12 protein-coding genes are annotated in these 14,945 nt (G+C 45.8%); 8 read left to right on the plus strand and 4 right to left on the minus strand.

Translation table 11 applies throughout. From position 1 onward, the window contains the following. Positions 1–51: 51 nt before the first annotated feature. The gene (locus MHH93_RS17600) at positions 52–1,104 is read right to left on the minus strand and encodes a bifunctional transcriptional activator/DNA repair enzyme AdaA (protein ID WP_500055051.1); all 1,053 of its coding nucleotides are present in this window, start codon (positions 1,102–1,104) and stop codon (positions 52–54) included. Positions 1,105–1,408: 304 nt separating this feature from the next. Between MHH93_RS17600 and MHH93_RS17605 the strand changes: the two genes are divergently transcribed. Continuing rightward, positions 1,409–1,786, plus strand: a complete 378-nt coding sequence (locus tag MHH93_RS17605; RefSeq protein WP_500055052.1) for a LysM peptidoglycan-binding domain-containing protein — start codon at positions 1,409–1,411, stop codon at positions 1,784–1,786. A gap of 376 nt (positions 1,787–2,162) precedes the next feature. Beyond that, a complete protein-coding gene (locus MHH93_RS17610) occupies positions 2,163–2,732 on the plus strand; it encodes a hypothetical protein (protein ID WP_500055053.1) in 570 nt (189 codons plus the stop codon). Between the two features lie 110 nt (positions 2,733–2,842). On the opposite strand, the gene MHH93_RS17615 is transcribed toward MHH93_RS17610, so the two are convergent. Further along, positions 2,843–3,760 (minus strand): phosphatidate cytidylyltransferase, encoded by a 918-nt coding sequence (locus tag MHH93_RS17615; RefSeq protein WP_500055054.1) that lies wholly within the window; start codon positions 3,758–3,760, stop codon positions 2,843–2,845. 96 nt (positions 3,761–3,856) lie between these two features. On the opposite strand from MHH93_RS17615, the gene MHH93_RS17620 reads away from it, so the two are divergent. The 3 genes from MHH93_RS17620 to MHH93_RS17630 all read left to right on the plus strand — a co-directional run bounded on the left by MHH93_RS17620 (position 3,857) and on the right by MHH93_RS17630 (position 7,371). Further along, positions 3,857–4,411, plus strand: coding sequence for a hypothetical protein (locus MHH93_RS17620; protein ID WP_500055056.1), 555 nt, complete (start codon positions 3,857–3,859; stop codon positions 4,409–4,411). Between the two features lie 473 nt (positions 4,412–4,884). After that, positions 4,885–6,180 carry a GntP family permease gene (locus MHH93_RS17625; RefSeq protein WP_500055057.1) on the plus strand — a complete coding sequence of 432 codons (1,296 nt, stop codon included), beginning with the start codon at positions 4,885–4,887 and terminating at the stop codon, positions 6,178–6,180. Positions 6,181–6,213: 33 nt separating this feature from the next. Beyond that, positions 6,214–7,371 carry a glycerate kinase gene (locus MHH93_RS17630; protein WP_500055058.1) on the plus strand — a complete coding sequence of 386 codons (1,158 nt, stop codon included), beginning with the start codon at positions 6,214–6,216 and terminating at the stop codon, positions 7,369–7,371. Between the two features lie 122 nt (positions 7,372–7,493). Here the strand turns inward: MHH93_RS17630 and MHH93_RS17635 are convergent, their stop codons facing one another. Beyond that, entirely contained in the window at positions 7,494–8,540 is a 1,047-nt protein-coding gene (locus MHH93_RS17635) for a CdaR family transcriptional regulator (protein WP_500055059.1), read from the minus strand. 102 nt (positions 8,541–8,642) lie between these two features. Between MHH93_RS17635 and MHH93_RS17640 the strand changes: the two genes are divergently transcribed. Then, positions 8,643–8,768: a hypothetical protein gene (locus MHH93_RS17640; protein ID WP_500055060.1), complete on the plus strand. Its 126-nt coding sequence runs from the start codon at positions 8,643–8,645 to the stop codon at positions 8,766–8,768. 229 nt (positions 8,769–8,997) lie between these two features. Then, positions 8,998–13,050, plus strand: coding sequence for an S-layer homology domain-containing protein (locus MHH93_RS17645; protein ID WP_500055061.1), 4,053 nt, complete (start codon positions 8,998–9,000; stop codon positions 13,048–13,050). 235 nt (positions 13,051–13,285) lie between these two features. Here MHH93_RS17645 and MHH93_RS17650 read toward each other — a convergent pair whose 3' ends face one another. Further along, a complete protein-coding gene (locus MHH93_RS17650; RefSeq protein ID WP_500055062.1) occupies positions 13,286–13,858 on the minus strand; it encodes a GbsR/MarR family transcriptional regulator in 573 nt (190 codons plus the stop codon). Positions 13,859–14,056: 198 nt separating this feature from the next. Here MHH93_RS17650 and MHH93_RS17655 point away from each other — a divergent pair, with 198 nt between their 5' ends. Next, positions 14,057–14,932 (plus strand): carbohydrate ABC transporter permease, encoded by an 876-nt coding sequence (locus MHH93_RS17655; RefSeq protein ID WP_169482248.1) that lies wholly within the window; start codon positions 14,057–14,059, stop codon positions 14,930–14,932. Positions 14,933–14,945: the final 13 nt, after the last annotated feature.

A 14,945-nucleotide genomic window follows, 5' to 3' on the forward strand; every position in this document is an offset into this window, starting at 1 on the left:
CATGCATTCCTTTGGGCATTTGATGCGTGCTTTATTACTTCATTCCGTTCTTTAGCTATCCTGTTCCTGTTTCTCATGAGTCAAAAGCCAGTTCTTGCGAGTTAATCCCCCACCGTATCCACCCAGTTCACCACTGGCATTGATTACACGGTGACATGGGATTACAATTGCCAGCTGATTGGCCCCATTCGCCTGTGCCACGGCTCGACACGCCGTTGGTTTGCCCAGTGCATTCGCAATCTCCTGATATGACCTCGTCTCACCAGCCGGAATGGCCAGCAACTCGTCCCACACACGCTTTTGAAATGGTGTTCCTAAACAGAACAACGGTGTGTCGAATGCTGTCCGAATGCCCTGAAAATACTCGTTTAGTTCAAGCTCAATGGACTGTATGGGAGCCGTGGTACCGGGCACGATTGCCGATTTGGTTCGTTTGCGCAGACGCTCAACTTCGCGCTCCAAACCTCTGCGGTCCACAAATTCCAGTAAATATAGCGCCTCTTCATCTGCAATGGCCATCATCGGACCGAGGCGGGTGTCAATCCAGGACGCTTTCAGGACATGCCCTTCATCGACTTGTGTAGGAGCGGCACCCATGATCCGTGAAAAGGCATCCCTGAAGCCGCTGCTTGACTCATATCCGGTAGTTAATTGGCTATCAATCACGGTGCGGCCGGAGCGAATATTTTTCAGAGCGATCCCCATGCGGCGCGCGCGAGCATACTCAACAAAGGTCATGCCGAACCGCTTCTTGAACTGTCGTCGCGCCGTGGATTCATCGATGGAGAGAGCCTTGAAATCCTGTCCTTTCCAGCGTTTCTCCGGTTGTTTCTCGACGGCTTCCACTAATATGCGAACGACATCCGATACTTGATTGGGATGAGATAGTGGCCGACAGCGCTGGCAAGGGCGATATGAAGCCAGAAGTGCCTGCTGAGCTGTCTCATAGAATTCGCAGTTTTCGAATTTTGGCTTTCGAGCCGGGCATGTGGGGCGACAGAATACACCGGTGGTTCGAACCCCAACATAGAATAAACCTTCATATTCTGAATCTTTGGCTACAAGCGCCTCGTAATATTGTTCCTTCAGATCAGCAGAAATCATGGGGCACGTCCTTACCTCATTAGAATCTTTATCTATAACCTATTATAGAAAAACGTTGCAGCAAGCATCGCCGAAAATCAGGCATGAATATTGGAAAGATTGAATTTGATTCAACAATGAAATTCGCTTGTTCAGAATTTGTTTAGAGTGAACTGGTAGTATAGACCTATCATGATGAAATGACTTAGGAAAACATACCTAGGTGTCGAAAAGTGGATTATTGATTGTTCATTGTTATAGGAAATATACATAGGTAAACATGAAATTCAAGATGAACCGAATGAAATTCTGGAGGTCGAATAGAATGAGATATTCTACGTACAAAAGTATTTATGAGTCCGTGTATACCAAAACGTCCGAGTCTCGCACCATATATGTTAAAGAGCAATTCATGCAGCGTGCGAAGACGCCAACCTGGCTATTAAAGATCGTCACCATAACTCTAATTATAATCATAGGGTGCAGTGCTGTATTCACTGCGTTTGCCGGGGATGAGCAATTGTTATCGGGGGACCAGATCGTTATATCTCAGGGAGATACGCTGTGGAGTATCTCATTGGCCCATAAACCTCAGCAGATGGATACTCGTGTCTACGTAGAAGCAATCAAAAAAGTAAATGAACTGGAACATAACGCTATTCAGATTGGACAAGTATTAGTCTTACCAGGGTTTGATCGATAAAATAAACGGTGCATGATGTCGTGAACAGAGCTCTTTCTTTATTCATTGAGGTGCAGACACATACTTAATTTATTAATCATTTACATATAATGGAGCTTCATGAGGGACGATATGGTGTAGTGATTAGTAAGTGGTGTGCTATATAAGTTGAACTAAAGAATATTTACACTGACACTACGATGACAGAATAACCTTCCAATCGCTGTTATCCCCAGATTTTTTGATTCCCCTTTCTTAAAGGGAAAATCCGGGGATAAAGGCGAACGCTTCGCTTTTTCAGGTTTTTTCTGTCCTCTCCGTTATCGTGTAAATGATTAGTTCAACTGACATAGATATATGTGCTGTAAATGGATGAAGGGAGAATGAGATGATGATCATGAATATAAAGAACTCTGCACTTTGCATGTCTGTGCTCTGTATTTCACTAGTTGTTAGTGCCTGTGGTGCCAAAAATAACAACGAATCCGTTCAGGAACACGCCTATCCGCAATCGAAGCAACCTGTAGAGGAAGCTGGAGAAAGCTCTGTTCCGAATGCGGATGCAAAGAATAACAATGATCAAGATAGTGCAAGTGGTGATGAGGGCAAGCCGACAGCTCAATCGGAGTCCCCTGAACCGTCTGAGCAGATTGATATCGTCATTGACCAGTCGGAGAAACCGAGCGAGGGTAACAGCTTTGATTTTGGAATTAAGCAGGTCCCGAAAGGTTATGCGCTAACGGAGATGCGATGGACCTCTAACACAGTGACGATTGTGAATTCGCTACAGGAAGCCATCGAACATGGTGGAAATGGCGAAGAGGGGTTTTACTTTAGCGGCAATGGACAATTCTCCGGATTTATCTACTCGGATGAGATGAAGGGCGAGCGTGGCAAAGCCACATTTGTCTTCACCAATGATGAGGGGAACGAAATCATGGCCGAGAAAGAAATTACGTTGAAGTAACGTCAGGTACATCAATATGGCCCTGACAGGAGCCTGTTGAACAGGAAAAGCAGCCCATTCGGCTGCTTTTTTTAACATGTATGATTACAAGATCGTCGATCTATCTGTTGCTACATAAAGTCAAAGAAATAACGGACCACGTGGAACATTACCGGAGAGGTGTAGGTCAGGCTGTCGACTCGGCTCAGGTAGCTTTTTTTGAGCGAATCGAACTTGTTGTCATCCCCAATTAACAGATCGCGCTTCAGTACAGATACCGTCAGACTTCCGAAGAATCCGGCCAAACTGATCAACACCCCGATGAACAGCGAAAATTTCCAATCAAATGGTGTCAGGTAGGGATGGATGAAATAAGACGTTGCTGTCGTTACAATGAATGCACATGCGAACCCTTCCCAGGTGACAAACGGATTGGCGGTAGGCACCACTTTTCGTTTGCCCAGATAGAGAGAGACCAGATAATGCACCACATCGTTAAGCTGTGTTAACACGACCAGGAACAGGACCAGTTTGGACCCGTACTCCGGTGTGGCGAACGGGAAATAGGCCAGGTGGCTCAGCCCAAAGACCATCAGCATCAATCCCCATTGTGTGGAGCTGACACTGCGCAGGAACCCGACCGTGCCTTTGTTAATCAGGCGTGGCAAGGGAAGTACCAAGAACACATATAGTGGAATAAACACGATAAACATGCCATACCATCCAATGTAGATCCAATAGAACTGGACCGGAATCGCCAGATACGCCCACAGGAACAATCTGCGGTCGGCTTTACGTGTACTGCGAATCATGGAGAAGTATTCTTTGAGTGAGAAGAATGCAAGCACCATGAGTGAGATCAGGGACACGATGGGGTTGAAAAGGGTAGCGAGGCAGAAGATCACGAGCATGCCCCACCAGGTTTTGATTTTTTGACCGATACCTGAGTAGTCTTTGGTTGGCTGAAGATTCGTAATCACTTTGTAGACGATATGTATCACAAGTAAAGCTGTGAAGATGAGTGTTAGTGTAAAGAGTGAACTGCTCACGAACCGATCACCTGCTTATTCAAAGTAAGATTCCATTATAGGGCACCTATGTTATTATGAAGGAATAGTGCCAACTTGATAAGGGGAAATTTTGCTATGACAGATGAACGCTCCATCTATATCCTGCTTACGAATACAGGAACGCTGTTTACGAAGGTTATTCAGAGCTATACCCGAGCGCCATATAATCACGCATCAATCTCATTTGACCGGGAATTAACCGAGCTGTACAGCTTCGGCCGCAAGCATCCGAGCAATCCACTGAACGGCGGGTTCGTGAAGGAAGATATCCAGACAGGTACATACAGCAAGTATCCCAATACCACATGTGTCATATACGAGCTTCGGGTGACGGATCGTGAAGTGGTAAAGATGAAACGCGTGCTGCACATCTTCATCCGCAGCCGCCAGAAATATATGTACAATCTGCTGGGGGTAATCGGCATTACGCTCAAGGAACCGGTGGAGTTCAGCAACTCCTACTTCTGCTCCCAATTTGTAGCCGAGATTCTGCAACGTTCGGGAATCAAGTTGTGGAACAAGCTGCCGGCGCTCGTGACACCGGATGATTTTCGTCAGAGTGAACGATTGCAATTGGTCTATGAAGGAAAGCTGAGCGAGTATACATTGGGGAATGCAGAGCAGAAATAGGGTGGGGTGGGTACGTTGCGTGTGCCCATGCTTGCTAAGGATTCAACCATACAACAGCTTGCTGCCACGAGATGACGAGGCAACAGGCTGTTTGTGTACTTCATATAGATATTGGTGAGAGCCGATTTCTAAGGAACACAGGACGTCTTATTTGGCCTCTCGGCCCTCTTTTGAAAATGTAAGGAACACTAGACACGTTATTTCCCGCAATCCATTGATAAAAACGCTGTAAAAGGTTATTTATTCAGGTATAGCATGTCTGAGATTCTTTAGCGCACCGATTCAGCTCAGCCTACGTTCATGTGCGCTTGGGTGTTCAGGAAATGAGAACATGCTCTAGGATGTTGATGAGAACAGTTCGCCCTTCGGTTGTGCATATGCACAATGAATTTCGTCCTTTCATCAATATTTATTATCGCCGCCAGCAACTATAATGAAAGCGTGTTCAACAAGTGCATGGGGGGCAATTGACAATGGAACCTTTAACAATTAGCTGGATTGGCGCGCTGGCAGGACTGGCTATAGCGATCATTTTGATTTTGAGGAAACTGAATCCGGTCTATTCTTTATTTCTGGGTGCGATTGTAGGCGCTTTAATTGGGGGAGCGAACCTGGATGAGACCGTAAATATACTGGTAAATGGCACGCAAAGTGTTATGGGAACGGTACTCCGCGTATTAGCGGCGGGGGTGCTTGCAGGTGTGATGATGGAATCGGGAGCGGCGGAGACGATAGCGCAGGCAATTGTACGTAAATTTGGCGGAAGCAAAGCCATTCTTGCTTTGGCACTGGCCACGATGATCATTACCGCAGTGGGTGTATTTATCCCTGTAGCCGTGCTGATCGTTGCACCGATTGCATTGTCCGTAGGTAATAAAATGGGCATATCCAAATTGGCACTGTTACTGGCCTTGTCCGGTGGAGGCAAGGCGGGGAACATTATCTCCCCAAATCCCAATACCATTGCAGCAGCACGCGGGTTCGATCTGGATCTGAGCAATGTTATGCTGGCAGGCGTAATTCCCGCCATCTGCGGCTTGATTGTAACTGTAATTGTAGCTTCAATGCTCAAGAACAAGGGGGTTATGGTTTCTGACCAGGAAGCCGAACAGGGCGATATAGATACATCGAAGTATCCACCACTGAGCAAAGCCATTGTTGCTCCGTTGGTAGCGATCATTTTGTTGATGATTAATCCCATTGGTTCTATTGCTGGCATTGAAGCATTGTCCACCTTCAAAGTGGACGCCATGTATATCCTGCCGATTGCAGGCATCATCGGAATGCTGGCGATGGGGCAAGGCAGAAATATTGTGAAGTATACAACCTCAGGGTTAAACAAGATGACAGCAACTGTGCTTATTCTGGTAGGTGCTGGTGGAATAGCAGGACTCATCTCTGCTTCAGATCTGTCAGGTCAGGTAGTGGGTCTGATTGAAGCGTCCGGCATATCTGGTACCTTCCTCGCACCGATCGCAGGCATTCTGATGGCGGCAGCAACGGCTTCGACTTCGACAGGGGTGATCTTGGCAACAGGCTCCTTCGGTGATGCCATCCTGAACATGGGTACAGCACCACTCGCGGCTGCTGTTATGGTGCACACCGGGGCTACCGTCATCGATTCCCTGCCACAGGGGAATTACTTCCACGTGTCGGCTGACAGCATGAAGATGACGATCCGTCAGCGGATGGGCGTTATTCCATATGAATCCATTGTGGGTGGCACGATGGCGATCGTAGCGACGTTACTGTACGGATTTATTCTATAATTCTTTAATCTAACGGATGGAGTGATGAGAGAGATGAGAGAAACTGGAGAGAAGACATTTGTCCTGGCACCGGATTCGTTTAAAGAAAGCATGACAGCGAAAGAAGTATGCATCGCGATGGAAAAAGGGTTGCGTAAAATATATCCGACAGCAGGATACATCCACGTACCCATGGCGGATGGTGGGGAAGGCACGGTGCAGTCCCTTGTAGATGCCTCTGGTGGTGTCCTTCACCAGCAAGAGGTGAGTGGACCCTTAGGTCAGACAGTGACTGCCCAGTATGGTATTCTGGGTGACGGAACAACGGCAGCCATTGAGATGGCATCGGCCAGTGGCATACATCTGGTCACCAAGGAAGTTCGAGATCCGCTACGGACGACGACTTATGGAACAGGAGAGTTAATTCGGGCATGTTTGGATCTGGGTATCCGTAAAATTATTATCGGCATTGGTGGCAGTGCGACAAATGATGGTGGTGCTGGTATGGCTGAAGCGCTTGGTGCCAAGTTTCTGGATGCACAAGGTCATCCACTTGCGCGGGGTGGCGGGGTTTTGGATCAACTGGCTCAGATTGATGTATCCGGCCTGGATGAGCGTTTGCAGGAAGTGGAGTTCATTGTCGCCTGTGATGTAACTAATCCACTCTGCGGGGAGCATGGCGCATCAAGAGTATTTGGACCACAAAAAGGGGCTACCCCAGAGATGGTTGAGCAGCTGGATGCGAGCCTGTCCCACTATGCAGATGTGGTGAAACAGCAGTTGCACAAAGATGTCCGTGATATACCAGGTGCCGGTGCGGCTGGCGGATTGGGTGCGGGACTCTTGATTTTTACACAGGCGGTACTACGTAAAGGGATTGAAATCGTCATTGAATATACGAGTTTGCGTGAGAAATTACATGCTGCGGATGTGGTATTTACGGGCGAAGGCGGTATCGACTTCCAAACGAAATTTGGCAAGACCCCCTATGGCGTTGCTCGGGCAGCCAAGGAAGCGGGTAAACCTGTAATTGCCATTGCAGGCTATGTAGGCGAAGGAATCGACACCCTGTACGAGGAAGGTATTGATGCCATATTTGGCATTGTGCCTGGGGCAGCGGATCTGGAGCGACTATTGCGAGAAGGACCGGAAAATGTGGAGCGTACAACCGAGAATATTGCCAGAGTGCTGAAACTGGGTCTACTCACTTAGGCTAGTGGAAATCAAATCGTACGGGGAGTTACTTAGCCGTATTGGAATGTGATGTGAAAAAGACGGGATACGGATATGCCTGAAATCAGGCGATCTGTGTCTCGTCTTTTGCTGTTCTGACGTTATTGGTAGAACGAGAGTAGTCCGTGGGTGAGCTCAATGAGTTCCAGTAAATTACGGGGGTCTTTGCCCGTCAGGGTCTGTATGCGTTTGAGTCGATATTGAAGGGTATTGCGGTGAATATTGAGATGGTCCGCTGTTGTGCTCATACTGCCGTTATGGTGGATAAAACTACGGAGCGTATCCATCAGATCGGCTGTATCCTCAAGTTTGCTGATGATATTGGCGTGAGAGGTTAGATCAGCTGCGCTGAATCGTACCAGAAAGGGCACATCCTCATACCGAAGGATCGGTGAGTCTGGTTGAAGTGCCTGCAGGATGTTCATCACAGACCGGGCCTGTTCATATCCGGTGGCAATATTCGCTTCTTTTGGACTAACGGCGATAAATGCTTCAGGTGAAATCTGACTCAAACGCCGAATCAGCGGATCAACGTCTGCTTCGTTCTGGATCAGGATAAGCTGTGTGTGGCCATCCCCTTCCATAGCGAATGAAGGAACTTGGTGCAATATTCGGTTGGCCTCAGTGTCAGTAGCCATGGATTTCCTGGGGAAACGGATATATAGAAGAACGGTTGGCAATTGCAGGTCAATACGGTATTGCAGGGCTTCCTTTTTGACCTTTTGTGAGTAGGAACCGGATTGGTTCAACAGTCGTTCGATAAAGGCTCTTTTACGTGAAGCTTCGTGGGCCATACTTTCCAATTGATTACGCTGTTCGATCAGGAGAGATACGGTAGTACGCACGATGTTGCAGAAAGGCCGAACTTCATCCGGATGACCGGATATGCCAATGACTCCGACATGCTGCTGATTGATTAGAATCGGTTCATTGGTTCCCATTTTCTCAAGCATGCCATCCTGCCAGACTTCAATTCTGCTGCCTGTCGTCAATGCGCGGACAGCGCCCTGATGAACGGTGCCCACACGCTCCTTCTGACCACTTCCAATAATAATGCCTTGCTCATTCATGATGTTGATGTTGTATGGAATGTCCTGCATCATTTTATCTACGATATCCTGTGCCTGTTTCTCCGAAAGCTGTAACAATGAAGTTCCACCCCTTCCATCTCATCATGCAAAATGTACTTCTTCTCTGATGAGAATTCCGCCCGATATCCATATTGTGCATCTGAACGAAATTATAGAGGAATGGTAAGGCTTACACAAGTGGGTAGCTACAACGAAGAAATTGCACATACAGTTACGTATCTGATGATCAATACATTCACGACTGGCAGCACATTGTATGTGGATGGCGGGTACACCTTAATTTAAGAGCCTGAGTTATATAGGTCTAAAAGAATACTTTTTCGAAAATAAAATGATGAATAATGACGAAAAAAGTTGAGATCCACCCTATTTTTGTACTACAGGGTGGATCTTTTACCTTTTATTCTCATTTTCTGTTTAGATTCTGTTTATTGCAGTGCAATACAATAGGCCTTACGTATCAGAGGGATTGAATTTATATGTAAAAAAACATGAGACAGGGAGGATCAAGTACATGAATTACAGAAAGCTGATAAGCTGCCTTTTAATTGCGGTTTTGTTATTACAGGTGGTTAGCGTGGGTGGGGTTGCAAGTGCTGACCCGGTTACTCCGTTGGACCAACTTAATATGGAGAGAGAGATGTATGTTGAGTCGGATGAGAGTACGACGGTGACTCATGTTCAAAATTTACTTGAACAACAAGATTTAATCACGCTACCTGAAGATTATGAAGCATTGAACGATAATCAAAAATATGAAATTGCCAGAGGCATGGTCTTGCTGCTTCCACTGGAGTTTCCCTATGAGAACAACAATCAGGCCAATTACGTATTTAATTTGGTTTACCATCTTATCACACTTCCTAAGCAGACTGAGTCGAGCGTATTGCAGTACAACATCACTCTGGTTTATAGCCTGCTGGCAGAATGGTCCACTTATTTTCCTAATATTGGAAAATCTGATTGGACACAAGCTGGCAATGATTATATGAGTTTAATGGGCGCAGACTTATCAATGTTTACGAGTAATCTTATGTTCTTTAATATTATTTTCATGAATTCTAGCGATCCTACGCATTTTAATAGTCAGTTGGAATTTATGGTTACTAAGATATCCGAATCCGAATATAAAGAACTGAATCGAGCACTTGACCTTTCCAGCATGGAAGCATCATTGGATAATCTTTATGGTATGTATGATTTCATTCAAATGAATGTCATTTTTAATCCAAACCCTAACATCCAGCCTTTTGTTTTTGATATGGAAAAGATGTCGACCATCCAGAACGATACAACCAAAAAATCCGAACTTGCTCAATGGATGATTGATCATAAGCCGCAAAACGGTTATGAAACGGTATCCCAGGTTCAAACTGCGTTTGATGCTTTTTTCGAACCCAATAGTTCAGCCTTGTTGGAGCAATTTAACGATATCAAAGAGAAAAAAGATCAGGATCCAATTACCGACTTCATCCCAGAAGTAATAGAGCTGCTTAGTAACAAAAAATTCATTACTAATCCGGATTTTGAATTATTATCTGAGGATGAACAATCTGACATTGCAAAGTATATGTTAAAGGAGTCAAGCCCACCAGCATCTAGTAGATATGAGAGTAAGGAACAAGTCCAATATGTAGTGCAATTAGCCTTGCAAGCTCGGAATCTTCCTCGAGAAATTGGTGGACTTGACTCCAGAGAAGTCCTTGATGCATTTTTTAATAAACAAGCAGAGCGACTACAGCTACAATTCAATGATATAGAAGCAGATGACGAATACTATGAACATATTCACTATTATCTAAATTCCTCCGAAGTTGAAAGACGTATGGCAGCTTTTAGATATGAGCGTAAACTCACAAAAAATCTTGATATCGCGGAGATACTGAATTATACGCAATCAGCACTGGATGAAACACCTTTTATTAACAAGGTAGAAACATCAGAAGACATGTTGAAAAAGTTAATAAATATGATAGAAATTCAGGGAGATATTGAGACATACAACTCCGATGAAGACGTGGAGATTCCACTTGGGAAATTCCCTTTGGATGTTAGCAAATTGGATAATCTCACTTCCGAAGAGCAAGAACAATTGGCAGACCATATGCTTAGCGAGAGACCACTTGGTGGATATGCAAGTTTTGAAGCCATTCAGACTGCATTTAATAAATTTTTCCCTGATGATAATGATGCTGATCCATTGACTGTCTTAAATACGGCAAAGAGAAACTTTGATGTAGCAGCTATGCGTGTAGCAATGGAAGATCCTGATTTGGGGATTACTCTGCCGGATGGCTACGGCGCTCTAAGCTCGCAGGTCAAAAATTTCATTGCAGGGTTCCTGATTCAATATGTAAATAAAGATTACAAAAATAAAGAACAGGTTCAATACATGATTGAACTGGGTGTCCTGGCACAATCGGTTTGGGAGCAAAAGGAACTTATTACTCTTAAAAACAAGCTGGATACACTTGCCCAGAAGTTAGCGGATTTGCCAGTGTCCTTTAATGATCAACAAAGCGAAGGATTTCGAGGCATTGGTCAAGAGTATTTGAAACGGACCAACAAAGTAGACAAAAGTGTGTTTGCTTACAGATACTTGTATTCAATAGCCTTCGAGAAGTTAGAGGGGGATTTCCAAGGAAATATCGTGGAACCTATGGTTGTGCTGGGGCTCTTGACTACGCCATACCAGTCTATCGACAAGGCTACCAAGGTTGATCGAATGGATCAATGGCTTGATTCAGCTATGAATGATTACATTACAGGTGAAGCATTCTTCAATAAATACAAGTTTGATCGTACAGGTGCCCTTGATTTATCCAAAAGAGCAGAGCTCAGTCCTGAAGGACAAAAGGAACTCGCTGAATGGGTGCTCAATGAACAAGACAGCTACGAGACTGTTGAAAATCTACAATATGTATTTAACCGATTCTTCACGGCTCCTAATGTGAAGGGCAATGATATCACCAATATTATAACGGGCTTGGACGACACGATGGAGATTTCCTTTGACAATAAGTTGCACTGGATTGATGTTGCCTCTATTCAGAAGCTGGACCTTAGCGGTAACAAAACGGTATGGGTTCGTTACAAAGCAATCAGTGATGAACTGCCAGGACGCGCCGTGAAGATTGTCTTTACACAGAACGGTGATAGCAGCACAGACAATGGAAATACTCCAACCCCTAACCCGGGTGGAAACACAGGTGGCGGATCATCTACGTCTGCACCAGTAACATCTACACCTTCACCAACTACGAAACAAGAACAGATCGTGGTTGACGTTAACGGAGCGAACGGTACCAACCTGACCAAGACACCGATCACCCGTACAACCGAAACGAATGGCATCATTAAAGATTTGGTGAAAATGACCGAAGCGATTGCCAAGGAATCGGTGGAAAAAGCAAAGCAATTGAACATGAACACTGCACGCATTGTCATTCCAGACACCAAAGATTCCGTGTCCGAGACACGTATTGAACTGCCTAAGGCAGCCGTGAAAGAATTGAATGATGGTTCGCTGAAACTCGAAATTTCCACTGAAAATGTAGTGATTTCCGTGCCGACGAATTCCATCGCCGGATTCGATCAAGACTTGTACTTCCGTGTGGTTCCGTTGAAAAAAGAATCGGAGCGAAAAGAAGTCGAAGAGCGTGCGAAGAAAGAGCAGTTGATTCAACAAGTGGCTCCGAATGCGAATGTGCGTGTACTGGCTCGCCCGGTTGAAATCGACACGAATATGCAGAGCCGCGAAGTGACGTTGACGTTGCCACTGCGTGATAGTCTGCCGACGGATGCGGCTGCTCGTCAGCAAGCATTGGACAACCTGGCGATCTACATCGAACACAGTGACGGCACAAAAGAATTGGTTCAAGGCAAACTGGTGCAACTCGCGGATAACAGCGAAGGCATTGAGTTTACCGTAACGAAATTCAGTACATTCACCCTCGTTGTGGTGGATGGGCTGAAAACTTCACAAGGTAAAAACCAACCGTACATTCAAGGTTTTGGTGCAGATTTCCGCCCAGATGCATTCGTAACACGTGCACAAATGGCAGCCATGCTGGCTCGCAATCTTCCAACTGATGCAGCAGCAGGTTCGACTACTCGTGTGAGCTACAAGGATGTCTCTGCGACACACTGGGCAACCAGCGAGATTCAAAAAGCGCAATCCGCCGGTATCATGAACGGTATGAGCAACACCCAATTTGCACCGGAAGGCTCGATTACCCGTGCACAGATGGCGACGATTGCTTATCGTTGGATGCAGCAACAATCTACTACTACAATCGTGAATGGCACAGAAGTTTCCTTCTCAGATGTATCCGCAGACCTGTGGGCAACCGATGCGATTGCATACGTGCAAAATGCTGGCCTGATGGTCGGATACAACGATGGTACATTCAGACCGGATAGCAAGCTGACGCGTGCAGAAGCAGTGAAAGTGTTGAACGTATTGTTCAACCGCACCCCACTCACTGGCGCAGTTGTGCCAACGTTCAGCGATGTACCAGCAACACACTGGGCATATGCAGATATTGAAGCTGCCGCTCAAAAGTAATTACGTTCACAGATAGACACGCTAAAAGGATAGCAGGGGAATCGAATAGACAGAATTAAGAGCTGTTCCAAAAGCCATACAGTGGCTTGGGACAGCTCTTTTTTGCGTTAATAGCTTCTCACAGGTTCGTTAAAATCGGTTTCGCAATTATTTCCGCCATATAAGACCTGTGAGATTCGTTAGCGCTTGTACCAGCCACTAGATACTTTGTGCAAGGATAGCACAGCGCAGTGAACTAATCTTTGTTGGGTGAGTGAGCAGCATTCTCGTAAAACTTACCGTCCCGCAACTGATCCACGAATCCTTGTAACCAGACGTAATATTGCTCTGCATGTTGGAGTTTGTGCAGATCACGCAAGGCATCATCCCGATCTTCGGAAGAGGTATGCTCCGACAGAATCATTGCGGACAGGTCAGGAATAACCTCACGAATGCCTTCCAACATCACATCCACTTCTCGCTGCAGCTTCGAACCGAAGAAATTCTGAAATGTACGGTAAAAGTCGGTCTCAGCGAGATACTGATCCTGACGGTCCTTCTTTTCTTCGAGTTTATAGATCATCTGTGACTCCGTAAGCGAACGAACCGCATAGCTCATGTTGCTCTTGCTCATATTCATCGAGGTCTTCATCTCTTCAAGTGTCATCGGTCGATCTTCGAAATACATAATGCCGTATAATTTGCCAAACGTATGATTAACTCCATACAGATCCATCGTATTGGCGATGGCCTCGATGACTCTCTCCCTCAGCGCATGCCGATCAGGTAACGAAGAATGATTCGGGTTCCCGGCAGTTTCTTTTCCCACAATGTCACCTCTGGTTTATGATAGCGTTCCCACTAGCTGCCTCATATTTTACATGACTTGCTCCAATTTTAACATAAGCCGGAATTAGAATTTTCAATACGAGTGTACAATCAATTTTGTACAGAAGAAATATAAAGCTGATTATACTCAAAAATTCCCAATCGTTAAAGAAAAATTGAACAGTAAGGAGTGGGGGATTTGCGTTTAAAACTATGGAGGGAGTCTGAGGCGGTTCTATTCACGCTGCCAGCTCTAATCCCGTTGCTGATCTTCTGGCTGGGACCTCTGGGATATATCGTGTATCTCAGTTTCACCGATTGGGACTTCATGAGCCCGGACAAGCTGTTCGTTGGGTTGGACAATTACAGTTATCTGCTGACAAACTCTGAATTCTATCGATCACTGAAAGTCACTTTGTTATTCGGACTGGGGAGTGTAATTCCAACCATTGTAGGCGGATTGGCGCTTGCGATGCTCATGAATAGCAAGATCAAATCATCCGGCATCTTCCGAACATTACTCTTCTCACCATGGGTTACCCCGACAGTTGCGGTGTCCATTGCATGGTCCTGGATCTTCGAGCCTGAAGTGGGACTCGCTAATCTTATGCTGGGTTGGGCTGGTGTATCTCCGATTGGCTGGTTGCGTGATGCCGACTGGGCACTGGTTGCCGTTCTGATCGTCACCCTCTGGAAGTCGATTGGGTGGGCAATGGTATTTTATCTGGTTGCACTACGAAACCTACCGTCTGATCTGCTTGAAGCAGCTTCGATCGATGGGGCAAACAGTTGGGACAAGTTCAGAAGTATCACATTGCCGTTAATCTCACCAACAACATTCTTTCTCTCGATTATTCTTACGATCCAGTCCCTGCAAGCCTATGACCAGATCAATGTCATGACGCAGGGCGGACCGGCGGGATCAACGAGAACGTTACTGTACATGTATTACCAGTCTGCATTCGAATCTTTTAATGTGGGTGAGGCTTCGTCCATCGCTGTTGTGATTATTCTGATCTGCGTATTGCTGTCGGGTGTATCCTTCCTGCTTGGCAGACGTCTGGTGCACTACTAATGACAATGACATT

It is taken from the genome of Priestia sp. FSL H7-0729 (genome assembly GCF_038005685.1).
Taxonomy (GTDB): domain Bacteria; phylum Bacillota; class Bacilli; order Paenibacillales; family Paenibacillaceae; genus Paenibacillus.

What these genes read in the sequence shown, in the direction of transcription:
- MHH93_RS17645 (WP_500055061.1), top strand. Translation starts at nt 8,998, where the DNA reads ATGAATTACAGAAAGCTGATAAGCTGCCTTTTAATTGCGGTTTTGTTA.
- MHH93_RS17600 (WP_500055051.1), bottom strand. Translation starts at nt 1,104, where the DNA reads ATGATTTCTGCTGATCTGAAGGAACAATATTACGAGGCGCTTGTAGCC.
- MHH93_RS17605 (WP_500055052.1), top strand. Translation starts at nt 1,409, where the DNA reads ATGAGATATTCTACGTACAAAAGTATTTATGAGTCCGTGTATACCAAA.
- MHH93_RS17640 (WP_500055060.1), top strand. Translation starts at nt 8,643, where the DNA reads ATGGTAAGGCTTACACAAGTGGGTAGCTACAACGAAGAAATTGCACAT.
- MHH93_RS17620 (WP_500055056.1), top strand. Translation starts at nt 3,857, where the DNA reads ATGACAGATGAACGCTCCATCTATATCCTGCTTACGAATACAGGAACG.
- MHH93_RS17630 (WP_500055058.1), top strand. Translation starts at nt 6,214, where the DNA reads ATGAGAGAAACTGGAGAGAAGACATTTGTCCTGGCACCGGATTCGTTT.
- MHH93_RS17610 (WP_500055053.1), top strand. Translation starts at nt 2,163, where the DNA reads ATGAATATAAAGAACTCTGCACTTTGCATGTCTGTGCTCTGTATTTCA.
- MHH93_RS17625 (WP_500055057.1), top strand. Translation starts at nt 4,885, where the DNA reads ATGGAACCTTTAACAATTAGCTGGATTGGCGCGCTGGCAGGACTGGCT.